This window comes from Amycolatopsis sp. NPDC049688 (assembly GCF_040674975.1).
Lineage (GTDB): Bacteria > Actinomycetota > Actinomycetes > Mycobacteriales > Pseudonocardiaceae > Amycolatopsis.
In genome coordinates this window covers 737,695-761,669 of sequence record NZ_JBFANY010000002.1, presented here as the reverse complement: position 1 = coordinate 761,669, position 23,975 = coordinate 737,695, and the positions used below count along the sequence as shown (strand labels likewise).

The 23,975-nt window shown below is 71.2% G+C and carries 25 protein-coding genes; 13 read left to right on the top strand and 12 right to left on the bottom strand.

Annotation, left to right across the window (positions count from 1 at the left end):
* Positions 1 to 69: 69 nt before the first annotated feature.
* Positions 70 to 942 carry a helix-turn-helix transcriptional regulator gene (locus AB0J55_RS09605; RefSeq protein WP_364245185.1) on the top strand — a complete coding sequence of 291 codons (873 nt, stop codon included), beginning with the start codon at positions 70 to 72 and terminating at the stop codon, positions 940 to 942.
* Entirely contained in the window at positions 939 to 1,118 is a 180-nt protein-coding gene (locus AB0J55_RS09600; RefSeq protein WP_364245182.1) for a DUF397 domain-containing protein, read from the top strand. The genes AB0J55_RS09605 and AB0J55_RS09600 overlap by 4 nt, the downstream gene beginning before the upstream one ends.
* On the opposite strand, the gene AB0J55_RS09595 is transcribed toward AB0J55_RS09600, so the two are convergent.
* From AB0J55_RS09595 to AB0J55_RS09585, 3 genes are all read right to left on the bottom strand, one after another.
* Positions 1,111 to 1,881, bottom strand: a complete 771-nt coding sequence (locus tag AB0J55_RS09595; RefSeq protein ID WP_364245179.1) for a sulfite exporter TauE/SafE family protein — start codon at positions 1,879 to 1,881, stop codon at positions 1,111 to 1,113. The genes AB0J55_RS09600 and AB0J55_RS09595 overlap by 8 nt on opposite strands.
* A gap of 116 nt (positions 1,882 to 1,997) precedes the next feature.
* Complete coding sequence (locus AB0J55_RS09590; RefSeq protein ID WP_364245176.1) at positions 1,998 to 2,216, bottom strand: VOC family protein; 219 nt, start codon at positions 2,214 to 2,216, stop codon at positions 1,998 to 2,000.
* Positions 2,213 to 2,836, bottom strand: a complete 624-nt coding sequence (locus AB0J55_RS09585; RefSeq protein ID WP_364246003.1) for a GNAT family N-acetyltransferase — start codon at positions 2,834 to 2,836, stop codon at positions 2,213 to 2,215. Before AB0J55_RS09585 ends, AB0J55_RS09590 begins: the two co-directional genes overlap by 4 nt.
* 44 nt (positions 2,837 to 2,880) lie before the next feature.
* Between AB0J55_RS09585 and AB0J55_RS09580 the strand changes: the two genes are divergently transcribed.
* On the top strand, positions 2,881 to 3,564 hold the full coding sequence (locus AB0J55_RS09580; RefSeq protein ID WP_364245174.1) for a FadR/GntR family transcriptional regulator: 684 nt from the start codon (positions 2,881 to 2,883) through the stop codon (positions 3,562 to 3,564).
* The gene (locus tag AB0J55_RS09575) at positions 3,564 to 4,376 is read left to right on the top strand and encodes a class I SAM-dependent methyltransferase (RefSeq protein ID WP_364245171.1); all 813 of its coding nucleotides are present in this window, start codon (positions 3,564 to 3,566) and stop codon (positions 4,374 to 4,376) included. Before AB0J55_RS09580 ends, AB0J55_RS09575 begins: the two co-directional genes overlap by 1 nt.
* On the opposite strand, the gene AB0J55_RS09570 is transcribed toward AB0J55_RS09575, so the two are convergent.
* The gene (locus tag AB0J55_RS09570) at positions 4,373 to 4,870 is read right to left on the bottom strand and encodes an FBP domain-containing protein (protein ID WP_364245169.1); all 498 of its coding nucleotides are present in this window, start codon (positions 4,868 to 4,870) and stop codon (positions 4,373 to 4,375) included. The genes AB0J55_RS09575 and AB0J55_RS09570 overlap by 4 nt on opposite strands.
* Positions 4,871 to 4,933: 63 nt before the next feature.
* On the opposite strand from AB0J55_RS09570, the gene AB0J55_RS09565 reads away from it, so the two are divergent.
* Positions 4,934 to 6,427: an adenylate/guanylate cyclase domain-containing protein gene (locus AB0J55_RS09565; protein WP_364245166.1), complete on the top strand. Its 1,494-nt coding sequence runs from the start codon at positions 4,934 to 4,936 to the stop codon at positions 6,425 to 6,427.
* Here AB0J55_RS09565 and AB0J55_RS09560 read toward each other — a convergent pair.
* Positions 6,415 to 7,404, bottom strand: coding sequence for a beta-ketoacyl-ACP synthase III (locus AB0J55_RS09560; RefSeq protein WP_364245163.1), 990 nt, complete (start codon positions 7,402 to 7,404; stop codon positions 6,415 to 6,417). The genes AB0J55_RS09565 and AB0J55_RS09560 overlap by 13 nt on opposite strands.
* 201 nt (positions 7,405 to 7,605) lie before the next feature.
* Here AB0J55_RS09560 and AB0J55_RS09555 point away from each other — a divergent pair, with 201 nt between their 5' ends.
* From AB0J55_RS09555 to AB0J55_RS09545, 3 genes are all read left to right on the top strand, one after another.
* Entirely contained in the window at positions 7,606 to 8,079 is a 474-nt protein-coding gene (locus AB0J55_RS09555) for an Lrp/AsnC family transcriptional regulator (protein WP_364245160.1), read from the top strand.
* Positions 8,080 to 8,099: 20 nt separating this feature from the next.
* The gene (locus AB0J55_RS09550) at positions 8,100 to 9,497 is read left to right on the top strand and encodes an MFS transporter (protein WP_364245158.1); all 1,398 of its coding nucleotides are present in this window, start codon (positions 8,100 to 8,102) and stop codon (positions 9,495 to 9,497) included.
* A 154-nt stretch (positions 9,498 to 9,651) separates the two neighbouring features.
* Entirely contained in the window at positions 9,652 to 10,056 is a 405-nt protein-coding gene (locus AB0J55_RS09545; protein ID WP_364245155.1) for an SsgA family sporulation/cell division regulator, read from the top strand.
* A gap of 93 nt (positions 10,057 to 10,149) precedes the next feature.
* Here AB0J55_RS09545 and AB0J55_RS09540 read toward each other — a convergent pair whose 3' ends face one another.
* Positions 10,150 to 11,253 (bottom strand): S1 family peptidase, encoded by a 1,104-nt coding sequence (locus AB0J55_RS09540; RefSeq protein WP_364245152.1) that lies wholly within the window; start codon positions 11,251 to 11,253, stop codon positions 10,150 to 10,152.
* A gap of 509 nt (positions 11,254 to 11,762) precedes the next feature.
* Between AB0J55_RS09540 and AB0J55_RS09535 the strand changes: the two genes are divergently transcribed.
* Together AB0J55_RS09535 and AB0J55_RS09530 are read left to right on the top strand one after the other, a co-directional pair.
* Positions 11,763 to 14,663, top strand: coding sequence for an AAA family ATPase (locus AB0J55_RS09535; protein WP_364245150.1), 2,901 nt, complete (start codon positions 11,763 to 11,765; stop codon positions 14,661 to 14,663).
* Positions 14,664 to 14,783: 120 nt separating this feature from the next.
* Positions 14,784 to 15,392, top strand: a complete 609-nt coding sequence (locus AB0J55_RS09530; RefSeq protein WP_364246000.1) for a hypothetical protein — start codon at positions 14,784 to 14,786, stop codon at positions 15,390 to 15,392.
* Positions 15,393 to 15,408: 16 nt separating this feature from the next.
* Here the strand turns inward: AB0J55_RS09530 and AB0J55_RS09525 are convergent, their stop codons facing one another.
* The 4 genes from AB0J55_RS09525 to AB0J55_RS09510 form a co-directional block, all read right to left on the bottom strand.
* Entirely contained in the window at positions 15,409 to 16,119 is a 711-nt protein-coding gene (locus AB0J55_RS09525; protein ID WP_364245148.1) for a G1 family glutamic endopeptidase, read from the bottom strand.
* A 191-nt stretch (positions 16,120 to 16,310) separates the two neighbouring features.
* Positions 16,311 to 17,360 (bottom strand): ABC transporter substrate-binding protein, encoded by a 1,050-nt coding sequence (locus tag AB0J55_RS09520; protein WP_364245145.1) that lies wholly within the window; start codon positions 17,358 to 17,360, stop codon positions 16,311 to 16,313.
* 21 nt (positions 17,361 to 17,381) lie between these two features.
* Entirely contained in the window at positions 17,382 to 18,266 is an 885-nt protein-coding gene (locus AB0J55_RS09515) for an ABC transporter permease (protein ID WP_364245142.1), read from the bottom strand.
* Positions 18,256 to 19,062, bottom strand: a complete 807-nt coding sequence (locus AB0J55_RS09510) for an ABC transporter ATP-binding protein (RefSeq protein WP_364245141.1) — start codon at positions 19,060 to 19,062, stop codon at positions 18,256 to 18,258. The genes AB0J55_RS09515 and AB0J55_RS09510 overlap by 11 nt, the downstream gene beginning before the upstream one ends.
* Before the next feature lie 194 nt (positions 19,063 to 19,256).
* Here AB0J55_RS09510 and AB0J55_RS09505 point away from each other — a divergent pair, with 194 nt between their 5' ends.
* Both AB0J55_RS09505 and AB0J55_RS09500 read left to right on the top strand, forming a co-directional pair.
* Entirely contained in the window at positions 19,257 to 20,840 is a 1,584-nt protein-coding gene (locus AB0J55_RS09505; RefSeq protein WP_364245998.1) for a sensor histidine kinase, read from the top strand.
* Positions 20,837 to 21,496 (top strand): response regulator, encoded by a 660-nt coding sequence (locus tag AB0J55_RS09500; protein ID WP_364245138.1) that lies wholly within the window; start codon positions 20,837 to 20,839, stop codon positions 21,494 to 21,496. The genes AB0J55_RS09505 and AB0J55_RS09500 overlap by 4 nt, the downstream gene beginning before the upstream one ends.
* A gap of 3 nt (positions 21,497 to 21,499) precedes the next feature.
* Here the strand turns inward: AB0J55_RS09500 and AB0J55_RS09495 are convergent, their stop codons facing one another.
* Entirely contained in the window at positions 21,500 to 22,120 is a 621-nt protein-coding gene (locus AB0J55_RS09495; protein WP_364245135.1) for a hypothetical protein, read from the bottom strand.
* A 91-nt stretch (positions 22,121 to 22,211) separates the two neighbouring features.
* On the bottom strand, positions 22,212 to 23,030 hold the full coding sequence (locus AB0J55_RS09490; protein WP_364245132.1) for an SDR family NAD(P)-dependent oxidoreductase: 819 nt from the start codon (positions 23,028 to 23,030) through the stop codon (positions 22,212 to 22,214).
* 134 nt (positions 23,031 to 23,164) lie between these two features.
* Here AB0J55_RS09490 and AB0J55_RS09485 point away from each other — a divergent pair, with 134 nt between their 5' ends.
* The gene (locus AB0J55_RS09485) at positions 23,165 to 23,968 is read left to right on the top strand and encodes a trypsin-like peptidase domain-containing protein (protein ID WP_364245130.1); all 804 of its coding nucleotides are present in this window, start codon (positions 23,165 to 23,167) and stop codon (positions 23,966 to 23,968) included.
* Positions 23,969 to 23,975 lie beyond the last annotated feature (7 nt).

Here is a 23,975-nt window from a genome sequence, read left to right as displayed (position 1 = left end):
GCGTCCGATGGGTTGACGTTGCCGTGGCGCTGAGCCGTTCCGTCTTCGGAACGGCTTAGCTTTCCCCGCATGAGCGAGCGAGACCGCGATTCGTCGGCGATCAGCCGGGAGATCGGTGACGAGCTGAAGCGGTTTCGGGTCGGCGCGGGGCTTCTGGCCTCGGATTTGGCGGACATGCTCGGCTGCTCGGCCAGCAAGGTCTCGCGCATGGAAAGCGGCGTGCGCGGTTACTCCGAGCTGGACGTGACGATGTATCTCGCGACTTGCCGAGCTTCCCGCGAGGATGTGGTGCGGGTGCTGGATCTGGTGCGTGAGCAGGCCGACGGTTACCGGATCCGGCCGCACCGTGAGCAGCTGCCGGACGAGCTGCGGTCGTTGATCGTGGCCGAAACGCAGGCCACCGAGATCATCGAGTTCGAACCGCAGATCCTTCCGGGCATCTTGCAGATCGAGGAGTATGCCCGTGCGGTCTTCCGGTGGTTCGGGCTACGCGACGAGACCGGCATCGACGTTCGTGTCCAGGCCCGGCTGAGCAGGCAGAAACTCCTGCGACGGAGGGATCCTCCGCGATTCACGTTCTATATCCAGGAGGCAGCTCTCCGGGCGAAGGTCGCCAACGACCAGGCCATGCACGAACAGATCCTCCACCTCCTGCTCACGTCCTCGTTCGAACACTGCGTGATTCGAGTGGTCCCGGAGACCGCCTGCCCAGCGGGTGTTCTCGGCGTGGGTTTCCGGATCATGCGCTACAACGAAGCTCCGGTGATGGCCTACGTGGAGAACCAGACCGCGAGCTTGTTCCTGGAAGACCCAGCTGACTTGGAGATATACCGCCACGTGCTCAAGCGACTGGCCGGTCACGCCCTGGATGGAGGACAATCCCGGGAGTGGCTTGCCGCACTGGCAAGTGAGTACGACCGAGCGAAGGACGAAACGCGATGACCTCCGACAGCCGGGCCTGGCGCAAGAGCAGCTACAGCGGCGGCAACAACGGGAACTGCGTCGAGGTCGCGCTCAACACCGAGCTGGTCGGCGTCCGGGACTCGAAGGCACCCACGTCCGGAGAGCTGGCGCTCCCGGCCGAGGCGTGGGCCACCTTCCTCCGCCAGCTCAGCTGAACTGTTTGACCACCAGCTGAATCACGGCAGCCACCCCGATCACCACGATCACGCCGCGGAGCACCGTCGGCGGCAGCTTCCGGCCGATCTTCGCGCCGAGGAAGCCGCCGGCGGTCGAGCCGACGGCCAGCCACAGCACCACAGCCCAGCTGATCGGTGCGACGAAGGCGTAGATCACCCCGGCGACGACGTTGACCACCGCGGCGAGCACGTTCTTCACGCCGTTGAGCTTCTGGAGCGGCTCGGACAGCAGCATCCCCATCACGGCCATCAGCATCACGCCCTGCGCGGCGGTGAAGTACCCGCCGTAGACGCCGATGAGGAAGATGAAGAACATCAGCAGCGGCCCGGGCTTGTGCTCTTCGCCGTTCTCCTCGCGGCGCTTGGCCACCCACGCGGACACCTTGGGCTGCACGATGACGAGGATCACGGCCAGCCCGACCAGCACCGGCACGACGGCTTCGAAGGCGTCCTTCGGCAGCGACAGCAGCAGGATGGTGCCACCGATGGCGCCGAGGAACGACGCGACACCGAACTTCACGACCTGCGGCCAGTAGCCCTTGAGCTCGTGCCGGTACCCCCAGGCGCCGCTGAGCGTGCCGGGCGCGAGCCCGATGGCGTTGGACGTCGTCGCGGTCACGGGCGGGTACCCGAGCGCGACGAGCACGGGGAAGGTGACGAGCGTCCCCGACCCGACGACGGCGTTGATCGTCCCGGCCCAGATCCCGGCGACCACGATGATCAGGGCGTGCCACCACGTCATGAAGCATTCACGTGCGGAGCCTAAGCATCGTGGGCCGGTCCCGCGACGCAGATGTGTCAGGTCAGACAGTCACCGCGGGGTGAAGACGCCGAACTCGTTGCCCTCCGGCTCGGCCATCACCTCCCACTCCGTGTCGCCGCCGGCTCCGGCACCGGGTTGAGCCAGATCAGCGGGCCCTCCCCTGCGGGGTCGACGATCGGGACCGGCCAGCCGTCCGGGCGGGTGTCGCCGGTCAGCGAGTCTCGTCGGACGTAGCCCAGCGCGTGGCACCACCAGTCGGCCAGGGCCTGGTGGTCGTTCGCGTCGAGGGCGAGGTCTTTGAACCGCGCTGTCATGCCGCTCCTTCCGGGACGTGCGCCGGGACGACGTCGGACACCACCCGCCAGCCGAGCGCGCGGTACAGCCCGCACCCGGCACCTGTGGCCAGCAGCACGCCCGCCGACGCTCCGGCCGCCTCCCCCAGCTGGTGCATCACCACGCGGCCGAGACCGCGGCGCCGGTGCTCGGGCGATGTCTCGATCTTGTCGAACACCGCCACACCCCCGGCCACCGCGACCCGGCCGCGCGCCGCGGGCGCCTCGCCGGCCGAGACCAGCACGTCCCACGCCGGGCCGTCGCCGGTCACCGTCACCGAATACCCCGGTGGGACGGCCACCGGCGGCACCGGCCCCTCGAACGCCATCAGGTACTCCGTCTCCCCCGCCGTCCACGCCGGGGTCAGGGCCGCCAGCACGGCGGGCCGCGCGCCGCACGTCTTCAGCCACGTGCCCGGCGCGGCCGCCGTCCGGGCGCGGGACACCACCGCGGGCGGCGAGCGCAGCAGGTACCGCACCCGGTGCCCGGGCAGGCCGACGTCGATGCGGTAGCCGTCCGGCTCGGGAACCGGTGCCGGCGTCGCCCGCGACACCGCCCAGCCGCGGACCCAGGCCCCCAAGATGTCCATGCCGGTGATCATGACAGCCACCCCCGACAGTTTCCGCGAGCTGACAGGATGAGGCCGTGGACACCGAGCAGGTCTGGAGCGCGACCGTCGACCGGCTGCGGGCGCGGATCGACTCCGGCGACCTGCCGCCGGGCTCGCGGCTGCCCGCCGAGCGCGTCCTGTGCGAGGAGCTCGGGATCAGCCGCGGATCACTCCGGCAGGCGCTGCGCGTGCTCGACTCCATCGGGTACGTCCAGATCCGCGCCGGCTCCGGCACCTACGTCCGCGAGCAGCAGGAACAGCCCCTGCGGACCTGGTTCACCGAGCACGACCAGCTCGTCGAGAAGCTGTTCGACCTGCGCGCGACCGTCGAACCGACCCTCGCCGAACGCCTGGCCCGGCACGCCACCGCCAAGACCGTCAGCCGCCTCGAGGACAACGTCGCCGAGATGGCGCAGGCCGCCGAAGACGGGGACATGCTGCACGTCATCGCCGCCGACGCCGAGTTCCACCGGGTGATCGCCCAGAACGCGGGCAACGACGACGTCGCCGGGCTGCTGCGGTCGGTGCTCGCCCTGGTCGGCGAGGAACGGCGGGCGGCGCTGCGGCTGCCCGGGCAGATCCGCAAGGCCGTCGCCGACCACCGGGCGATCCTCGACGCCATCCGCCGCTCGGACCCGTCGGCGGCCCGCGAACTGACGCTGAAGCACCTGGTCGACGCCAAGACGTACGCGCACGACTTCGCCGCGGAGGAGCGCTGATGGAGAAGGTCCACTTCACCGAGGAAAAGGCCACCAACCTGGCCACCCTCTACGGCCGCGCGCTCGACTACCGCAGCGCCCACCCGATCCTCGGCGACCAGGCGGCCGACGACGCCGTCCGCCGGATCGACTACGACTTCACCAAGATCGGCATCTCCCCCGACCGCGCGGTGTCGGTCGTCCTGCGGGCGAAGCCGATCGACGACTGGGCCGCCGAGTACCTGCGCGCCCACCCGGACGCGATCGTGCTGCACCTGGGCTGCGGCCTGGACACGCGGTTCCAGCGCCTCGCGCCGCCGGAGACCGTCCACTGGTACGAAGTCGACTACCCCGAGGTCATCGAGCTGCGCGAGAAGCTCTACCCGAAGGCACCGAACCAGTCGCACATCGCGTCGTCGGTGACCGATTTCGGCTGGCTCGACCAGGTGCCGTCGGACCGGACGGCGCTGATCGTCGCCGAAGGCCTCACGATGTACCTGAAACCCGAAGCCGGCACCGAACTCTTCCGCAGGCTGGCCGAGAAGTTCCCGTCCGGTGAGCTCATCTGCGACCTCTTCAACCGGACCGCCATCAAGAGCCAGAAGATCAACGCGCCGGTGCGCAAGGCGGGCGCGACGCTCTACTGGGGCGTCAACGACCCGCGCGAGCTCGAACGCTGCGGCCTCACGCTGGAGTCCTCTTTGGACGCCGGACACTGGGCGACCCCGGACGTGCTGGCCAAGATGGGGCCGATCACCCGGTTCCAGATGCGGCTGCTGAAGGTCTTCCCGGTCCTGGCCCGGACCGCGCACATCGTGCGGTACCGCTTCTAACGCGTCTCCAGCACCCGCGCCACGAACTTGTGCAGCTTCTCCTCCAGCCGCGCGGCGCGTTCCTCGACCGTCAGGGACTCGTACGGCTGCGGGACGTCGGACTTCAGCTCGCCGCGGACGTACTGGCTGCACGCCAGGTTCCCGCACGCGTAGATGCCCAGCGTGTTGCCCTCGCGGCCGGCCTTCCCGGCCCGGCGTCCCGAGAACAGCGTGATGTCGGCGAGCCCGTGGGTCGTGGTGCAGAAGCCGCAGATGTTGCTGCGCAGGCGGGACTTCGGGGGCTCGGCCGCGCGCAGGGCGAGCCCGATCACCTCGCCGCCGTAGGGCAGCACGAGGTAGGCGCGCGCCGGGGCCTTCGGGTCGCGCCAGCCGAGGAACTCCCGCCGGTCCCACGGGAGTTCCGGCAGCTGGGCGGGCAGCGTCACGCCCTTGGCTTCGCCGCGGGTGCAGTTGACGAACGAGGCCCGGATTTCGTCCTGGCCGAGTGGCTCCATGATCCGCACGTTAGACACGGCCGCCGGCGGTGGCCACGCATTTTCGGCCGTACGATCGACGCCGTGCGCAAGATCGCCGTGAAGAACGTCCGCGTGGTGTTGCGCACCAGCCTGGGCTTCGCCGGGCTCGGCATCGGCTCGAGCGTCGCCGGCTCCGGGGTCGTCGCGCTGCTCCTGCTGCTGCAGGGCCTGCCCAGCGACGTCGGGGACCGCGGGTGGCTGCTCGGGCTGACCGCCGCCGGGATCGTCGCCGGGTCGCTGCTCGCCGGGACGCTGTGGACGGCGTGGCTGCAGCGCCGGACCGCGATCTGGTTCGTGCTCGGCCGCCCGCCGTCGGAGAGCGAGGCGCGCCGCGCGCTGCGGCTGCCCGTCGACATGGCGCTGGTCAGCGGCACGCTCTGGCTCATCGGGACCGTCGTCCTGTCCGTGCTGGCCGGGGTGCTCGGCTCGGCAGGCGACGCCGTGGGGATGGCCACGGTGATCGGGCTCGGCGGCCTCACCACGGTCGGGCTCACCTACCTCGCCGCCGAGTGGGTGGCGCGGCCGGTGATGACGATCGCCCTGGACGTCCTGCCGCCGCGCGGGTCGCTGCCGGTCACCGTGCTGACCCGGCTGGTCGTCACCTGGGCGCTGGCCAGCGGCGTCCCGTTCGTCGGCGTCCTGCTCGTCGCCATACCGCCGGACCTCGGCCACGGCGACCACACCGCGAGCCTGGTCATGCTGTCGGTGATCGGGCTGGCGGTCGGCGCGATCGGCACCGCGCTGCTGGCCAGGGCGGTCGCGGCGCCGCTGCACCGGCTGCGGGTGGCGCTCGACGAGATCGCCCGCGGCAACAACGACGTCACGGTCGACGTCGACGACTCCAGCGAGATCGGCCGGCTCCAGACGTCGGTCAACCAGCTCTCCGCCGGCCTGCGCGAGCAGGCGCGGATGCGGGACCTGTTCGGCAGGCACGTCGGCGCCGACGTCGCCCGGCACGCCCTCGAGTACGGCGCCTCCCTCTCGGGGGACGTCCGCGAGGTCACGGCGCTGTTCGTCGACGTCGTCGACTCGACCGCATTGGCCTACCGCACCCCGCCGGAGGACCTGGTGGGGAAGCTGAACCGGCTGTTCGCCGTGGTCGTCTCGGCGGTCAATGCCCGCGGCGGCCTGGTCAACAAGTTCCAGGGCGACGCCGCGCTGTGCATCTTCGGCGCACCGACGCGGCTCTCGGACGCGCAGACGGCCGCGCTGGCCGCGGCGCGGGCGATCCGGGACGCCGTGCACGAGGCCGGCGAGCTCGACCTCGGCATCGGCGTCTCGAGCGGCCCGGTGTTCGCCGGGCAGCTCGGCACCAGCAGCCGGCTCGAATACACCGTGATCGGCGACGCGGTCAACGAGGCCGCGCGGCTCACCGAGCTCGCCAAAGCCGTCCCGTCACGGGTCCTCGCCAGCGACGCCGTCGTCTCCGCGGCGCTGCCGAACGAGGCCGCGCACTGGGAAAAGCACGGCGAGCTGGAGCTGCGAGGCCGTCAGGAAGCGACGCCCACCTGGACGGCCGCCGCTCAGGACAGCTGATCCAGATCCGGCCAGCGCAGCACCGTCGAACCCCAGGTCAGGCCCGCTCCGAACGCGCTGAGCAGGACGCGGTGGCCGGGCGCGAGGGTGCCGTCGGCGCGGGCGTCGGCCAGGGCGAGCGGGATGGACGCGGCGCTGGTGTTGCCGACCCGGTCGATGTTGGCGACCACGGCGTCGGCCGGCATCCCGAGCTGCTTCGCCGTCGCCTGGAGGATCCGGATGTTCGCCTGGTGCCCGACGAAGCGGTCGACGTCGCCGACCATCCAGCCCGCGCGCTCCAGGACCGTGCGCGACGACTCCGCCATCCGCGCGCAGGCGTGCCGGAACACCGCGGTGCCCTGCATGGCGAGGAAGCGGTCGGCCGGGGTGTCGGAGAGCCGCTTGCGGGCGCCGCCCGCCTCGACCCACAGCAGTTCGGCGTGCTCGCCCTCGCTGTGCAGGTCGAACGGCCCGAACGCGCCCGGCTCGTCGGCGTCGCCCGCCCGCAGGAGCACCGCGCCGGCGCCGTCGCCGAAGATCGGGACGGTGGTGCGGTCGGCGGGGTCGACGAGCGTGGTGAAGGTGTCGGCGCCGACGACGAGCACGCGCTCGGCCAGGCCGCCCGCGATGAACCCGGCGGCCGTGGCCAGGGCGTACACGAAGCCGCTGCACACCGCGTTGACGTCGAACGCGGCGGCGGTGCCGAGCCCGAGCCGGGCGGCGACCTGCGGCGCGCTGGCCGGGCAGGGCTGGTCGGGCGTGGCCGTGGCGAGCACGACGGCGTCGGCCGAGGTGCCCCCGAGCGCTTCGCGGCCCGCCTGCACCGCAAGATCCACAGTGGACTCCCCGGGCCCGGCGACGCGGCGCTCGCGGATCCCGGTGCGAGTCCGGATCCACTCGTCCGAGGTGTCGAGCCGGGCGGCGATCTCGTGGTTGTCCAGGACTTTCGTCGGCAACCACGAACCGAGGCCGGTCAACACGGCGGCAGGTGCGGGCACGGGAAAGCCTCCCCCACGCCGGCGGGTTGGCGAGCGACCGGCTGGTCCTCCACTTCTATGGGCTACCCCCTGGTAGACCGGCCAGTTGTGTTGGAGGTCACGAAAGAAGTTGTTTCATCTTCGCCGCGAGAGGAGTAGTGAGCGAGGTCACGGAGGGGTGAACGCGGGCGGATTGTCGGGGGTGCCGGTTAGCCTGCAGGAGTGCCGACACCCGACCTCGACCAGCTCGACATCGCCATCCTCGCCTGCCTCCAGGCCGATGCCCGCACCATCGCCGAAACGATCGGCGCGAAGGTCGGGCTCTCGGCCGCGGCCGTGCAACGGCGGATCAAACGGCTGCGCGAGACGGGCGTCATCGAACGCGAGGTGGCGGTGTTGTCCCCGGCGGCGCTCGGGCTGAGCATGACGTTCGTGGTGATGGTCGAGATGGAGCGGGAGAACCTGGCGGTCCTCGACGGGTTCCGCCGCCAGATCCTCGCCGACGACTGCGTGCAGCAGTGTTACTACGTCACCGGCTCGGCGGACTTCGTGCTGATCGTGACGTGCCCGGACATGGCGGCCTTCGAGACGTTCACCCGGCGGATGTTCTTCGACAACCCGAACGTCCGGCACTTCACGACGAGCGTGGCGATGGACCGGGTGAAGGTCGGGCTCGCCCTGCCGCTCGACCCGTAGCTGTCCACCTGGGGGGAAGCATGCTTCGGATCTTTCTGGCCGCGACGCTGATCGACGCGCTCGGCAGCGGGCTGTGGGTCCCGTTCGCCCTGTTGTTCCTGGTCCACGGGCAGGGCATGGACCTGGTCGACGCGGGCGCGTCCCTGACCACCGGCGCCCTGCTGGCCCTCGTGACCGGCCCGGCGACCGGGGCGGCGATGGACCGCTTCGGGCCGCGGGCGCTGCTCATCGCGGGCAACCTGGTGCGGCTCGCCGCCTTCGCGGCGTACCCGCTGGCGTACACGAGCTGGCAGGTGATCGTGGTGTCGGCCCTGGCGGGCTTCGGCGACCGGCTGTTCTGGACGTGCAACGCGCCGATGGTGGCCCGGCTGACGGCGGGCGCGGACACCGACCGCGTGCTGGCCACGCAGACCGTCGGCCGGTTCGCGGGAGCGGGCATCGGCGCGGCGGCCATGGCGGTGCTGCCGACGATCACGAGCCCCTGGGCCTTTCATTTGCTCGCGTACGTGAACGCGGCGAGTTTCGCGGTGGCGGCGGTGCTGATCCGCCTGCTGCCGCGGGTCGTGAGTGGTGAGGCGAGTTCTAACTCGCGTTACCACTCACGACCAGCTGCGGCAGACCGCTCGACCGGCGCGGGGTCCGGTGATGGCGGGCTCGCGGCAGACTGCTCGACCGGCGCGGGGTCCGGGGGCGGCAGCTCCGCGGCGGAGGCGGTCCTCGCCGAGGCGACCTCCGCCGCGGAAGGCGGTGGGGCCGGGCCGGCCGCGGGCGGCGGCTCACCGGTAGCCCGCCCCGGCAGCTGGCGGGCCGTCCTCGGGGACCGCGCCTTCACCGGGTTCTGTGTCACCCACATGGCGTTCACCCTGGCCAGCGCCAGCAAGTTCTCCGTGCTGCCGCTCGTCGTCCGCGATCTGCTGCACGGTCCACAGTGGATCGCCGGGACCGCGATCACCGCCGGCACCGTGGTCGTCGTCACGGCGCAGCGGCCGATCGTCGCCCTGCTCGCCGGGCGGAGCCGGACCGCCGGGCTCATCGGGGCCGCCGTTCTCTTCGCGCTCTGCTTCGCGCTCCTGATCCCGCTGGAAGCCGTCTCGCTGCCGGTCGCCACCGTGCTGATCCTGCTCACCAGCCTCGGCTTCTCGGTCGCGGAAGCCCTCTTCGGCCCGACCGCCACCGCGGCGGCCGCCGCGGCCGCTCCGCCGGGGGCGGAGGGGCGAGCCAGCTCCATCTTCCAGCTCTCCTGGGGCCTGCCCATCGCGCTCGCACCCGGCCTGCTGGCCACCCTGCTGAGCGTGAGCAACGCACTGACCTGGTCGATCCTGGCCGTGACCTGCGCATCCGCCGTTCCCGCGCTGCTCGTGCTGCGGAAGGAACTGCCCGCCGCGCTCCGCGAGCCGTCACCACGGGTGGCCGCCTGAACGCAAGGGGTACGTGCCCGGCGTTACACCACAATGGACGGATGCAACCGATCAAGTGAACGTGAGAATTCCTCCGTCATGACCGAAGCCCCTGGTCATCTCCTTGCCGAACAGTTCGCGCCGCGCGAACCACCGCGAGACTCCAGGAGGGGCCGTGCACACCGACGCCGTACACCAGAGCCAGTTCGTGCTGCTGAACGAGAGCACCACGCCCGTCCTGTCGCGCCTGTCCTACCACTCCCACGAGCCGTTCGCGGTGACCGTGGCCTTCCGGACCGAGCGGGGCCGGTGGATCGAGTGGACCTTCGCGCGTGACCTGCTCGTGGCCGGGCTCGACGAGCCCGCCGGGCTCGGGGACGTCCGGATCCGCCCGGACCTCTCCGAAGACGAGGACTTTCTCACCCTGGAAATCGAGTCACCGGACGGCTATGCGTCGTTCGAGCTCGAAGTCGAGGACGTCCGGACATTCCTCGACGCGTCCTGCGAACTCGTGCCGCTCGGCGAGGAGAGCGCGCACTTCGACGTCGACGGGCTGATCGAGGAGATCAGCAACGTCTGACCCCGAACCTCCCATTCCCGCGGCGAGGACGAAGGGCGGGTTTCGGGCGCGCTGGAGGCGCCCGAAACCCGCCCTTTCGCTGTCTGCGGGAGATCAGCTGGTCTTGAGGGTGGTGCCGGTGCCGGAGAGCGCGCCGGCGATCGGGTAGAAGTACGTCACGGACGTGTTGCCGCCGGACAGGATGCCCTGCGCGTAGTTGCCGGCGATGAAGCCGCCGCCCGAGTCACCGGCGGCCGAGCGGACGTTGGTCGCGGTCATGCCGTTGACCGTGCCCTCGGCGTAGCGGACGCTCTGGTTCTTGGCACCGATCGTGCCGCAGGTCCAGCCGGTGGTCGAACCGGCCTTGCAGACCGACGAGCCGGTCGCGGCGTTCGACTGGCCACGCACCGCGGTGCCGTTGTTCATCTGCGCGACCGGGGTCCAGCTGCTGTTGGTCCGGACCGCCGCGTAGTCGACACCCGGGAAGCGGTAGGTGATCCAGCTGCCGAGCGCGGCGCCGTTCGACCCGGTCAGCGAGCCGCCGCCGGTGAGCGCGCCGCAGTGGCCGGCGGTGACGAAGCCGGTCGTGGTCGCGAAGCCGACCGAGCAGCGCGCCGAGCCGCCGATGTAGTAGGCGTCGCCACCGCGGATGTTGGCGTAGGTGCTCGGCGCCGACGCCGTTTCGCGGATCGTCACCGCGGTCTTGTCCACACCGGACTTGACGAGGAAGGCGTCCGCGGCGGCACGCTGGCCCTGCAGCACGTCCAGGGTGACGCGGTTGGTGACGTCGTCGACGCCCCAGCCGGTGACCGCGGCGGGCGCGGCCTTGTCGGCGGCGTTCAGCCGGTCCACAGTGGAGTTGAGCTGGCGCGCGCTGAACCGCACGACTTCCGCTTCCGCACCGGATTCGCGGATCTTGGCGACCAGCGCGGCGTTCGTCGTCGTGACGTGCGCCTTGCCCGTGGCGGCGTTGTAGGTGGCACCGCCGAACGCGTCGCCGAGGGCCGCGGTGAGCGATTCGGTCACCTTGGTGGCGACGTCCTCGTTCTTCAGCCGCGTGAGCGCCTGGTCGTGGGTCAGGCCCAGGTCGCGCTGCATGGCGGGCACGATGTCCGGGTTCAGCAGGTCCTGGCCCGACGCGGGAACGGCGGTCGCGGCCAGCGCGCCCGTCGCCATCACCGCGGTCGCAGCGGCACCGAGAAGTCTCGCGATCTTCATGCTTCTCCCTAGGTGGTTACGCGCGGCTCCGCACCGGCCACGCAGTGGTACTCCCCGGTGAGCGTCCCCGCGGTGGGCGTTACGGTGCAATCCGGGCGCCCGGCGAATGGGTATACGCATTCACCGCGGACGAATCCCCTGCTCCAGCCGGGCCCAGCCGCGGATGTCACCCGGTCGGACAGGTCCGTAAGTAGGGTTTCCGTGAACTACTTTCAGTAGTCATCTGACGTACACGAACGAGTTAAGCGACGTTCGAACGTGCGATCGGCCGACGTTTCGCACGCTGGGTGACCCGATCCCCTCGGTTCCCGCAGCAAACCGGTGACGGTGGGTAGGCGCACGTGTGACAACAGCAGCAGCCACGTATTCGGTGAAAGGTTTACGGACCGATCAGCGCTGCTTAGGCTCCCGCGCACGGCTCTGCCCTCTGGGGCCGAGCCCCAGACCCCAGCCGGGGGCAAGCCCCCTGGACCCCCAAGGGGTAACAGGTGCGCGTCGAGGAGGGTCAAATGTGGCTGGCCACCCCCCGCCCCACCTCGGTATCCGTCCGGTCCGGACCCGCCCGGCTGACCGGCCGCGACGCCGAGCTCGACGCCATCGTCGCCGTGCTCGAACGGCGCCCGGCCGCCGTCCTGATCGAGGGCGAGCCGGGGATGGGCCGCACCCGGCTGCTCGCGGAGATCGGCCGGCGCAAGGAGTTCGACGGCGGCCGCGTCCTCACCGGGGCCTGCCAGCCCCTGCGGGAACCCTTCCCCTACGGCCCCGTCCTGGAAGCGCTTCGCGCGGTGGGCGACACGCCGCTCGGGCCGCTCAGCCCGGTCGCCGGCGTGCTGCGGCCGCTGCTGCCGGAGCTCGCGGAAGCGCTTCCCCCGCGGCCGGACCCGCTCGCCGACCCGGTCGCCGAGCGGCACCGCGTGTTCCGCGCGGTGCGGGAGCTGCTGGTCGCGTGCGGGCCCACGCTCGTGCTGATCGACGACCTCCAGTGGGCCGACGAGGACACCCGGGACCTCATGCGGTTCCTCGCCGGGGCGATGCCGCCGGAGCTGGCGGTGGTCGCCACCTACCGGTCGGCGACCGACGTCCGGCCCGGTCCCCTCGGCGCACCCTTCCGCACCGACCCGGCCGTGCACTCCGCCCGGGTCGCGCTCGGGGCGCTCGACGTCACGGCCGTGCGCAAGCTGGCCGCCGACATCCTCGACCTGCCCCGCGTCACCGACGAATTCGCGGCGAAGCTGCACGAGTGCACCGCCGGGATCCCGTTCGTGGCCGAGGAAACGCTGCGGGCGCTGAAGGAGGCGGCCGACCGGCTCCCGGTCGGCGAAGTCCTCTCCGACCGGTTGCTGGAGAACCTCGAAGTCCCGGTGCTGCTGCGGGAAGCCGTCACCGAACGGCTCTCCGCGCTGCCCGAACACGCCGTCCGGCTGGCCGGCGCGGCCGCCGTGCTGGGTGTCGGCGCCGAAGCCGCCGTACTCGGCGAACTGGCCGGGCTCACCGACGACGCGCTCCGCAGCGCGCTGCTCGCCGCCCTCTCCGGCGGCGTGCTCGGCGAAGTCGGCGACGGCCGGTACGGCTTCCGGCACCCGCTGGCGCGCAAGGCGGTCTACGACACCGTGAGCGGCCCCGAACGCGCGTTGCTGCACGCGCAGGCGATCCGCGTGCTGGCCGCGCAGCCGTCCCCGCCGCTCACCCTGCTGGCCCGGCATTCCCGCGCGGCCGGCCGCATCGACCAGTGGCGGCACTACGCCGAAGCGGCCGCCGACGAGGCGATCACCCGCGGCGAGACCTCGCGCGCGATCGACCTGCTGCAGTCGGTGCTCGCCGAGCCCGGGCCGTCGCAGGCCGACATCGGGCGGGTGGCGGGCAAGCTGAGCCAGGTCGCGCTGCGGGGGTTCCGCCCCGACGTGCTCGGCACGCTGGAGCGCGTCCTGGAAGAGGTGACGCTGCCGCCGTCGGTCCGCGGGTCGATCCGGCTGAGCCTCGGCATGCTGCTGGTCCGGACCATCGGCGGCCTCGGCCGGGGCCGGCTGGAGGTCGAGCGGGCGGTCGGCGAGCTGACCGACCGGCCCGACCTCGCCGCGCGCGGGATCACCCTGCTCGCCCAGCCGATCGACGGGCTGACACCGCTGGCGTGGCACGAAGCCTGGCGCGCCCGCGCGGGCGAGGTGTACGACCGGCTCGACGACCCGGAGCTGCGGCTCGCGCTGACCGCCGACCGCATCGCCGCCGCGTCGCACGTCGGCGACGGCTCGGCGTGGGCGGAGTTCGAGGCGCTGTCGGACACGGTCGGCACGGTCGCCGAGCGCGTCCAGCTGGCCCGGCTGTGGTGCAACCTGGCCGACGGGCAGTCGTGGGCCGGGCACCTCGACCGCGCCGAGCGCCTGGTGACCGAGGGCGTCCGGCGCGCGACCGACGCCGGCGCGTTGTACGCGATCGGCCTGATCCAGGGCACCCGCGTGCGGCTGGACTGGGTCCGCGGGCGCTGGACCGGCCTCGCCGAAGCCGCCGAGCAGCTGCGGGACAGCTACCCGGAGCTCGGCCCGATCGTGATGGAGTCCTCGCTGGTGCTCGGCGGGCTCGCGGCCGTGCGCGGCGAGTTCGCGGCGGCGCAGCGGCACCTGGCCGCGGCGAGCGTGCACGCGCCGGACCGCGGCCCGATCCCGGTGGTGCTGTCGGCCGCCGGGGTGCTGATCTCGGTGCTGCTGGCGACCGACGACGTCGAGGGCGCGTGCGCGGCGGCCGACACGGCGGTGGCCGCGGCGGGTCGCAAGGGGGTCTGGATCTGGGCGGCGGCGTTGGTCCCGGCGGCGGCGCAGGCGTACGCGCGCGCCGGACGCTGGCCGGAAGCCGACAACGTGGTCGAGGCGTTCGCCCGCGGCATCGAAGGCCGGGACGCGCCGGTGGCGCTGGCCGCCTTGGTGGCCGGCCGGGCGGTGCTGCTGGAAGCCCGGGCCAAGCACCTGGCCGCGGCCACGCTGTTCGACGAAGCGGCGTCCGGTTACGCGGCCTTGCCGATGCCCTACCCCGCGACGGCCATGCGCGAACGCGCGTCGATGTGCCGTCTCGCCGCGGGCAACCGGACCGCCGTCGACGAGCTGACCGCGGCGGCGGAGGCGTACGAACAGCTCGGCGCGACCCGCGACGCCGGACGTTGCCGTCACCAGCTGCGCGAGCACGGGGCTTGGGCGCCTTCACAACGCGGACGGCGCGGGTACGGCAGCGAGCTGTCGCCACGGGAGCGCGAGGTGGCGCGGATGCTCGCGGAGGGCCGGACGAACCGGGAGATAGCGGACGGGCTGTTCCTGTCGCCGCGGACGGTCGAGCAGCACGTGGCGAAGGTGCTGCGGAAACTGGGCGCGCGCTCGCGGACGGACGTGGCGAGGAAACTCCCCGGCGAGGTGACGGCTTCCTGACAAGCCGCTGAGTGCGCAGCGTTGGCGGCCGGAGTGCCGCGGTCCTACGTTGAGCGCGTGACAGAAGAGGCCCTTCCCGCCTGGCGACGGCGAACCTCCGGCGAGACGCGCTGGCCCGCGATGGCCGTGGTGGTCGCCACGCTCGTGCTGCAGGTCGTCCTGCCCGACGACATGGCGCTGAACCCGTGGTGGCTGCTGCCGGCGGTGTCCGGGTTGCTCGTCGTCGCGCTGCTGCTGGCCAACCCGGGCCGGATGACCCAGTTCAGCGCGGTCGAGCGGGTGATCTCCCTGCTGCTCGTCGCGACCGTGACGGCGGTGAACGCGTTCTCCGCGGTGTCGCTGGTCTACGACATCGCGACGGGCACGATCGGCGACCGCGCGGGCGCGGTGCTGGTGACGGGCGGAGTGGTCTACTGGACGAACATCGTCGCGTTTTCGTTGTGGTACTGGGAGTTCGACCGCGGGGGCCCGGGCCGGCGGGCTGCGGGCCGGGCGGAGTTCCCCGACCTGCAGTTCCCGCAGATGGCCGACCCGGACCTGGCGCACCAGGACTGGGAACCGTCCTATTTGGACTACCTGTACTTCTCGTTCACCAACGCGGCCGCCTTCAGCCCCACCGACGTCATGCCCCTGCGGATCTGGGCGAAGATGACGATGATGCTGCAGGCGGTCGTGTCGCTGGTGCTGGCGGTGATGGTGGTCGCCTGGGCGATCAACAACCTGAAGTGACGCTGCCGGGAATGACTCAGTGGCGCGAAATGGTGAAGCTCTGGCCGTCCGAGCCGATGGCGCCCGGGATCCACGTGTAGGTGCCGCGGTCGTCGGCGTCCAGGCCCGACGGGTTCGTCGAGGCCAGGTTCGTGCCGTTGAACTTCACGCCGGTGAACTTGACGCCGCCGGAGATCGACGGGTACGAGTCCGTCGGGGACTCGATGATCGCCTCCGCCGAGGCGTGCCTCGACGTCAGGGACTTCGTCGTCGACTTCGACCAGCCCTTGGTCGTGTCGGACAGGTCGAGGCGGTAGGTGTTGGTGGCCGTGCGGGTCACCGTGGCCGTGATGTGGTCGCCCGCGCTCACCGACACGTTGTAGTACACCGGGGCCGCCGGGTACATCTCGTACCAGGCCGAATACACCGGGCGGCCGCTGGAGCAGTCCGTCTCCACCCCCGTCTGCTCCACTGTGGACGACCCGTCGCCGTCGATGCCGACCCAGGGAGCGAACAGGTCGTTCGTCGAGGTGCAGGACACCGACGGCTCGGTCCAGCTCGCCGTCGCCGTGGTGAAGCTGCCGAAACTCACGTAACCGCCCCAGTTGCCGCCCGCGAACTGGTGGCCGTGGAAGTGGGAGCCGTACTCGACCGCGGCGTGGGCGGTGCCCGAGACGGCGAGGCCGGCCGCCGCCGCGGCGACCGCCGTGAGGACGCGGACCGTGCGCGACGAAAGGATTCTGGACATGCGGGGACTCCGTTCACCGATGGGGACCGGGAAAACCGTTCCCCAAGTGTTGGAGCAACGCGAAAAAGAAGGTAGCTACTTTCGAATGGTCTTCCCGCTGTCCGAAAAGACCCGTAAAGGCCTCCGCGGGGGAAAGAGGCCTTTACGGGTCCATTTCGCTCACCAACCGCCCGGTCAGGTGAGCGGGGCTGCTAGCCCTGCTTCGCGGCCGCGTCGACGAACTCGGTCGTGTAGGTCTTCGACAGGTCGATCGAATCCTTCTTCGGCTTCACGTTCTTCGAAAAGCTCGAAAGCACCTCGAGCACGTTCTTCGCACCGTCGGCGTCCATCTTGCCGTCGCCGTTGAACATCCCGATGCTGTCCTTGATGGACTTGATGTACAGCGCCTTGTCGCCACCGCTGTAGGACGGCGGCATCTTCGCCGCGATCTCCTCCGGGCTGTGCTGCCCGATCCACTTCAGCGTGGCCACGAACGCGTTGGCCAGCTTCTGCACGGCGTCCTTGTTGCGGTCCACGAAGTCGCAGCTCATGTACAGCGACGACGCCGGGTACAGCCCGCCCAGCGCGGCCTTCGTGCCCTCGACCGTCCGCAGGTCGTACAGCACCTTCGCCTTGCCCGTGTTGGTCAGCTGCGCGATCGTCGGGTCGGTCGTCATGCCGCCGTCGATGCCGCCGTTGTCCAGGCTCGCGATGAACGTCTGCCCGGCGCCGACCTTCACCGGCGTGTACTGGTCGGCCCCGACGCCCGCCTTGGCCGCCAGCGCCTTCGTCAGGAAGTCGGTGGACGACCCGAGCGACGTCACGCCCAGCTTCTTGCCCTTGAAGTCGGCCGAGCTCTTGATCTGATCGGCGTGCGCGGTGCCGATGACCTCGGCCTCACCGGGGATGTTGGCCAGCTGCACCACGCTCTTGATGCACTGGTCCTTGGCCTGCAGGTCGATCGTGTGGTCGTAGAACCCGACCACGCCCTGCACCTGCCCGGCCACGAGCGCGGTCTCGGCGTTGGCGCCCGACTGCTCGCTCTGCAGCTCGACGTCGATGCCCTGCGCGGCGAAGTTGCCGAGCTGCTGGGTCAGCATGGCGGGCAGGTAGATGACCTTTTCCAGGCCCCCGACCATGATCGTGACCTTGGGCTTGCCCCCTTCGCCCGTGGCGGCGACGCGGGAGTCCTGGCACGCGGTGGTCAGCCCGGCCACCACGGTCAGCGCGGTGACCGCGACGGCGATCCGGCGAATCCTCATCGATTCGGTCCTTTCAACGACTCAGATGACGGTCTGGCTGGAGGTGGACATCGAGGGCCGCCACCGCAGCAGCCGGTTCTCGAGGTTCCCGATGCCCCACTCGGCCAGGAGGGCGACGACGGTGATGATGATCATCGCGGCGTAGATGCCCGCGGAGTCGAACGTGCCCTGCGCGTTCGAGATCAGGAAGCCGATGCCGGCCTTGGACCCGGCGTACTCGCCGACGACCGCGCCGATCAGCGCGAAGCCGAACGCGGTGTGCAGCGACGAGAGGATCCAGGAAGTCGCGCTGGGCAGCACGATCGCCTTGATCACCTGCATCCGGCCCGCGCCGAGGATGCGCGCGTTGTCGATCAGGTTGCGGTCCACCTCGCGGGCGCCGGTGAAGGCGTTGAAGAACACCACGAAGAACACCAGCACGACGACGGTGGCTACCTTCGACGCCAGCCCCAGCCCGAACCAGATGACGAACAGCGAGGCGAGCACGATGCGCGGCACCGCGTTGGCGGCCTTGATGAACGGCGCGAGCACGTCGGCCAGGTACTGGCTGCGACCCAGGATCACCCCGAAGATGACGCCGGCGACCGCGCCGATCGCGAAGCCGACCAGTGCTTCTTCGACGGTGACCCACAGCTGGTACCAGAGCGAGCCGAAGTCGGTGCCGCTGGTGACCCACTCGACCAGCCGCTGCCAGATCCGCGACGGCTTCGAGTAGAAGAACGGGTCGATCCAGTAGGTGGCGGTCAGTTCCCAGCTGCCGAGCCAGACGACGACCAGGGCCAGCCGCAGCAGCCAGGTGTTGCGCTTGCGCCGCGACGACGCCCGCTTCGCCCTGGTCAGGATGTCCTGCTCGGTTTCCAGGACCGGGAGGGACGCGGCCGGCGCCGCGGGGGTCTCAAGCGACACGGTTCGCTCCCTTCTCACGGGCCTTGTCGACCTCGCTGCGCAGTGATTCCCAGATGTCCGCGTAGAGCTTGCGGAAGTCCTCGGTGAGCCGCAGGTCCTCCACCTTCCGCGGCCGCTCCAAGGGGATCTCGAAGACGTCCTTCACCGTGGCCGGCGACGTCGTCAGCACGACGACCTTGTCCGACAACGCGATGGCCTCGTCGAGGTCGTGCGTCACGAAGATCACCGCGGCCCCCGAACCGGACCACAACCGCAGCAGCTCGTCCTGCATCAGCGCCCGCGTCTGGACGTCCAGCGCCGAGAACGGCTCGTCCATCAGCAGGATCTTCGGCTTGGTGACGAGCGTCTGGGCCAGCGCGACGCGCTTGCGCATGCCGCCGGAGAGCTGGTGCGGGTAGTACTTCTCGAACCCGGCGAGCCCGACGCGGGCGATCCAGTCGACGGCCTGCGCGCGGGCCTCGGCCTTCGGCACCCCCCGGAACCGCGGGCCGGAAGCGACGTTGTCGAGCACCGAGCGCCACGGCATCACCGCGTCGGTCTGGAACATGTAGCCGACACCGTCCGGAATGGACTTCACGTCCGCGCCGTTCACCCGCACCCGGCCGGCGGACGGCGGCTGCAGGCCGGAGACCAGCGAGAGCGTCGTCGACTTGCCGCAGCCCGTCGGGCCGACGACGGCGACGAACTCGCCGGGCTGCACGGTCATGGTCAGGTCGCGGACGGCCGTGTGCACGGAACCGGACCCGCTCGGGAACCGTTTGGTGGCTCCGGTGAGTTCGATCAGTGGGGGAACCATGGGGAGGTGACTCCTTCGTCAGCACGTGGTGGGGGTCACGTTGGGGAAGGACGTTAAGTACGTGTGGCGCCGAGGTGAAGCTTGTCGACGTTCTGCGTCACAAGTGCGCGTTATGCATGTTTTGCTCATTTAGCGCACCCCGCTGACCAGGGGGTATGGTCCCCGCCATGCCAAAGTGGGCGCTCTTCCCGCGCATGCGGTTCAGCAGGCAGGTGCTGCTGCTGCAGATCGGCGTGGTCCTCCTCGTCGTCGGGATCGGCGTCGCCCTGGTCAGCGTGCTGCTGAACCGGACCCTCACCAACCAGTACGGGGAGCGCGCGCTGGCCATCGCCAAGGCGGTGGCGGCGGATCCGGTCGTCGTGACGGACGCGGCGGCGAAACGGCCGGGCGGGGCTCTCCAGGAACGGGCGCTGGCGGTGCGCGAACGGACCGATGCGCTGTTCGTCGTGATCACCGACGACAAGGGCATCCGGCTCGCCCACCCGACGCCGAGCGAGATCGGCAAGAAGGTCAGCACCCCGGCGGACCGGGCGCTCGCCGGGGAAGACGACGTCAGCGCGGTGCAGAGCGGAACGCTCGGGTTGTCCGTCCGCAGCAAGACCCCGATCTGGACGCCGGACCACCGCCGGGTGGTCGGCGAGGTCAGCGTCGGCTTCGACGTGGCCGACCCGACCGGCGACTTCAACCGCCTGCTGACGGTCACGCTGCTGTTCGCCGGCGGCGCGCTGCTGCTCGGCGCGGGCGCGTCGGCGCTGCTGAACCGGCGGCTGCGGCGCGTCACGCACGGCCTCGAACCGCATGAGCTCACCGAGTTGCTCTACGAACGCGAAGCCGTACTGCACGGCATCGGCGAAGGCGTCCTGGCCGTCGACGAGGCCAAGCGCGTCTCGGTGCGCAACGACGAGGCCGAACGCCTGCTCGGCACCGAACTCCCGATCGGCGCGGCGATGTCCGAACTCGAGCTCAGCCCGCGGCTGCACAAGGCCGTCGCCGAAGGACGCCCGGTCGACAACCTCCTGGCGGTGGCCGGGAACCGCGTGCTGGTGATCAACTCGCGCGCGGTCCGGCTGGACGACCGGGACATCGGCACCGTGCTCACCTTCCGCGACCGCACCGACCTCGACACGCTCACCCGCGAGCTCGACGGCATCCGCGCGCTGTCGGACGGCCTGCGCGCCCAGCGGCACGAGTTCGCCAACCGCCTCCACACGCTCTACGGGCTGCTCCAGCTCGGCCACCACACCGAGGCCGTCGAGTACCTGCAGACGCTGACGGACTCGTCGTCGGCGCGGCCGAGCGAGCTGGGCGACGCGGTCGCCGACCCGTACCTGCAGGCGCTGCTCGTCGCGAAAACCGAACAGGCGCAGGAAAAGGGCCTCACCCTCAAGCTCGCCGAAGACAGCTGGGTGCCCTCGACGGTGACCGACCCGATCGCCGCGAACACCGTGATCGGCAACCTCGTCGACAACGCGCTGCACGCCGCGCGGATGGGCCCGCGCCGGCCGGCGACCGTCGAAGTCGGCCTGCTCGCCGAGGACGGCACCCTGCACGTGTCCGTTGTGGACAGTGGCCCCGGGGTCCCCGCGGACCTGCGGCGGACGTTGTTCGACGAAGGCGTCTCGACGAAGATCGCGCCCGGCCACGGACTCGGCCTGGCGCTCGCCCGGCAGGCCGCCCGCGCCCGCGGCGGCGATGTCTGGCTGGCCGACCCCGGCGAAGGCGAGACGGGCGCGCTGTTCGTCGCCAAACTGCCCGGAATGCTGACGGAGGACGGATGATCCGCACGCTGATCGTCGACGACGACTTCCGGGTGGCCGGCGTGCACGCCGGGTTCGTCGAGGAGGTGGCCGGGTTCGCGGTGGTCGGCACCGCGCACACCGCCGCCGAGGCCCGCGCCCGCGTCCGGGAGCTCTCGCCGGACCTCGTCCTGCTCGACGTCTACCTGCCCGACGAGTCCGGGCTCGCGGTGCTCCCGGAGCTGCAGACCGACACGATCGTGCTGTCCGCGGCGACCGACAGCGCGTCGGTGGCCGCGGCGATCCGGGCGGGCGCGCTGAACTACCTGATCAAGCCGTTCACCACCCGGCAGCTCGCGGAACGCCTGACCTCGTACGCGCGCTTCCGCGGCCTGCTCGCCGAAGAGCGGGCGCTGGCCCAGGACGACGTCGACCGCGCGTACCGCGTGCTGCACGACCAGGACCGCGCGTCCGCGCCGAAGGGCCAGTCGACGGCGACGTCCCGGCTGGTTTCGGAGGCCCTGCGCAAGGCGGGCCGCCCGCTTTCGGCCGCGGAGGTCGCCGGGGAACTCGGCATGGCGCGGGCGACGGCCCAGCGGTACCTCACCGCGCTGGCGGAGTCCGGGACCGTCCAGATGCGGCTGCGGTACGGCGCCACCGGCCGCCCGGAGCACGAATACCGCTGGTCCGGCGCCTGAGGGTCAGCGGCCGCCGTAGCGCTGCATCATGCTCTCGGCCACGTCGACCCACGCCTGGATCGGGTTGGTGGTCGCCGGGGCCGACGAGGTCGGCAGGTCGACCCGGGCCTCGGTGTCGTCCTCCGCCGGCACCGGCTGCTTCTTAGGCTGCGGTTTCGCCTGCGCCTGCGCCTGTTTCGGGGCCGGCTTCGCGGGCACCGGCACGTACACGGTCCTGGGCGCCGGCGTGACGACGACCGGCGTCTGCGGGGCGGGCGGCTCCGGCGCGGGCGCCGCGGCGACGGCTGGGCGCGCGTCGAGCGAGGCCGCGTCACCGTCCGGCGCCGGGGTGAACATGCTGCCGGTGAACAGCCCGCCGCCCAGCCACCCGGCCGCGACGAGCAGCACGGCGGCCCCGCCGCCGAGCCAGGTGCGGGCCCGCCGCCGGATCACCACCGACTTCGGGCGCAGGTCCTGGTCGCACACCGGCGGCCGGGTGTAGATCGGTTCGGCGGCCGGGGTTTCGTCGTCGGTACGGCGGCGCCGGGGCAGGCTCGCCGCGACGATGCCGGTGCGGTCCAGCAGTTCCACCGCGGTGCGGTCGCTGGACGAACGGGTCGCACTGCGCGGTGCGGTGCGAAGCATCGGGGACCTCCGGGACGGGGCTCGCGGACCTCACGCATTCTGGACCATTTCGGACGGTCCTGTCCGAAACGCAACTCCATTGAGTGAAGGCTCAGCCGTCCATCTGCTTGAGCCCGAGCCGCGCGAGCGCCGCCAACGGCCGCTGGTAGGCCGAACCGAGCACGCGCGGAATGGCGTCGATGACGTACGCGTCCGGTCCGATCAGGATGCGCGCCGACTTCCGCTCGATCCCGCGCAGGATCGTCTGCGCCGCCTTCTCCGGTGTGGTGTGGGCGATCCGCTCGAATCCCTGCGCGGCCTTCTCCTGGTCGTCGGCGATGCTCCGCGCGTTACGCACGATGTTCGTCTTGATCCCGCCCGGGTGCACGCAGCTCACCGCGACCGGGTGCCGCGCGATCAGCATTTCTTCGCGCAGCGCTTCGGTGAATCCGCGGACGGCGAACTTCGCCGCGTTGTACGCGCTTTGCGTCGGCACGCCGACGAATCCGAACACGCTGGAAATGTTGACGACGTGCCCGTCGCCGGAGGCGATCAGATGGGGCAGGAACGCCTTCGTACCGTTCACGACCCCGCCGAGGTTGATGCCCATCAGCCAGTCGTAGTCCTCGAAGGTCATCTCCTCGACGGTCGCGCCGAGCGCGACGCCCGCGTTGTTCACGATGACGTTGACGCGGCCGTACTCGCCGGCGACCTCTTCGGCGTGCGCGAGCACGGCACCGCGGTCGGCGACGTCCAAGGTGTACGCGCGGGCGTTGCCACCGGCCAGCTCGGCGGTTTCCTCGGCGTTCGCGGTCACGACGTCGGAGAGCGCGACCCGCGCGCCGCGCCGGGCGAACTCGCAGGCCAGCGCCCGGCCGATGCCCGAACCCGCTCCGGTGATCACCACGACCTTGTCCGCGAACCGCTTCATCGGCCCTCCCGCCGTCCGGTGGTTACTCCTGAGTAGCGAATGCTAGCGGCTGTGAGCTTGCTGTGGGTGTGCTGATTGTGCCGCTCCGTCGTCCTATGGTGATGTGGTCGAGACAGCACCGAGACGAGGAGGCGATGTCCGTGCGGCGGCCGGCCGTTCTGCTCACCCTCGCCGCGATCGTCCTGCTCGGCGTGACCTCCGTGGTCGTCTTCAAGGCCGTCCAGCAGCTGCGGCCCGCGGAAGCGACGACGCCGGAGACCGCCACGGTCGAGGCGGCCCCGGCGCGTGACCTGCCCGCGGTGTCCAGCCCGGCGGTCGGCGCGCTGTTCGTCGAAGGGGCGCACTACTGCACGGCCAGCGTCGTGCACAGCGAACAGGGTGACGTCCTGCTCACCGCGGCCCACTGCATCCACGACGGCGAGGGCGGCGGCTACATCGCCGGCATCACCTTCGCGCCCGCCTACCACGACGGGGTCGCGCCGTTCGGCTACTGGACGGTGTCGGACGAGCGCGTCGCGCCGGGCTGGAGCTCCTCGTCGGACCCGGACCTCGACGTCGGCTTCGCCACCGCGCACCAGGCGGGCGCCACCCGGAGTCTGGAGAGCCTGGTCGGCGCGAACCTGCTGGCCACCGGCACCGCGTTCGAGCAGCCGATCACGCTCACCGGCTACCCGGACGACTCCGAGGTCCCGGCGGTCTGCCAGAACACCACCAGCAAGCAGGACACCTTCCAGCTGCGGGTCGACTGCGCGGGCTTCCCGACCGGCACCAGCGGCGGCCCGTGGGTGACCCAGCAGAACCCGAAGACCAAGCTCGGCACGGTCATCGGCGTCATCGGCGGCTTCGAGTACGGCGGCGACGACGCCGACACGTCGTACTCGAGCTACTTCGACACCGACGTCCTCGCGCTCTACCGGCAGACGACCGCCCGCACCTGAGGCGGCA

What these genes read in the sequence shown, in the direction of transcription:
- AB0J55_RS09605 (WP_364245185.1), top strand. Translation starts at nt 70, where the DNA reads ATGAGCGAGCGAGACCGCGATTCGTCGGCGATCAGCCGGGAGATCGGT.
- AB0J55_RS09600 (WP_364245182.1), top strand. Translation starts at nt 939, where the DNA reads ATGACCTCCGACAGCCGGGCCTGGCGCAAGAGCAGCTACAGCGGCGGC.
- AB0J55_RS09595 (WP_364245179.1), bottom strand. Translation starts at nt 1,881, where the DNA reads ATGACGTGGTGGCACGCCCTGATCATCGTGGTCGCCGGGATCTGGGCC.
- AB0J55_RS09590 (WP_364245176.1), bottom strand. Translation starts at nt 2,216, where the DNA reads ATGACAGCGCGGTTCAAAGACCTCGCCCTCGACGCGAACGACCACCAG.
- AB0J55_RS09585 (WP_364246003.1), bottom strand. Translation starts at nt 2,836, where the DNA reads ATGATCACCGGCATGGACATCTTGGGGGCCTGGGTCCGCGGCTGGGCG.
- AB0J55_RS09575 (WP_364245171.1), top strand. Translation starts at nt 3,564, where the DNA reads ATGGAGAAGGTCCACTTCACCGAGGAAAAGGCCACCAACCTGGCCACC.
- AB0J55_RS09570 (WP_364245169.1), bottom strand. Translation starts at nt 4,870, where the DNA reads ATGGAGCCACTCGGCCAGGACGAAATCCGGGCCTCGTTCGTCAACTGC.
- AB0J55_RS09550 (WP_364245158.1), top strand. Translation starts at nt 8,100, where the DNA reads ATGCTTCGGATCTTTCTGGCCGCGACGCTGATCGACGCGCTCGGCAGC.
- AB0J55_RS09540 (WP_364245152.1), bottom strand. Translation starts at nt 11,253, where the DNA reads ATGAAGATCGCGAGACTTCTCGGTGCCGCTGCGACCGCGGTGATGGCG.
- AB0J55_RS09535 (WP_364245150.1), top strand. Translation starts at nt 11,763, where the DNA reads ATGTGGCTGGCCACCCCCCGCCCCACCTCGGTATCCGTCCGGTCCGGA.
- AB0J55_RS09530 (WP_364246000.1), top strand. Translation starts at nt 14,784, where the DNA reads ATGGCCGTGGTGGTCGCCACGCTCGTGCTGCAGGTCGTCCTGCCCGAC.
- AB0J55_RS09525 (WP_364245148.1), bottom strand. Translation starts at nt 16,119, where the DNA reads ATGTCCAGAATCCTTTCGTCGCGCACGGTCCGCGTCCTCACGGCGGTC.
- AB0J55_RS09520 (WP_364245145.1), bottom strand. Translation starts at nt 17,360, where the DNA reads ATGAGGATTCGCCGGATCGCCGTCGCGGTCACCGCGCTGACCGTGGTG.
- AB0J55_RS09510 (WP_364245141.1), bottom strand. Translation starts at nt 19,062, where the DNA reads ATGGTTCCCCCACTGATCGAACTCACCGGAGCCACCAAACGGTTCCCG.
- AB0J55_RS09505 (WP_364245998.1), top strand. Translation starts at nt 19,257, where the DNA reads ATGCGGTTCAGCAGGCAGGTGCTGCTGCTGCAGATCGGCGTGGTCCTC.
- AB0J55_RS09500 (WP_364245138.1), top strand. Translation starts at nt 20,837, where the DNA reads ATGATCCGCACGCTGATCGTCGACGACGACTTCCGGGTGGCCGGCGTG.
- AB0J55_RS09495 (WP_364245135.1), bottom strand. Translation starts at nt 22,120, where the DNA reads ATGCTTCGCACCGCACCGCGCAGTGCGACCCGTTCGTCCAGCGACCGC.
- AB0J55_RS09490 (WP_364245132.1), bottom strand. Translation starts at nt 23,030, where the DNA reads ATGAAGCGGTTCGCGGACAAGGTCGTGGTGATCACCGGAGCGGGTTCG.
- AB0J55_RS09485 (WP_364245130.1), top strand. Translation starts at nt 23,165, where the DNA reads ATGTCCGTGCGGCGGCCGGCCGTTCTGCTCACCCTCGCCGCGATCGTC.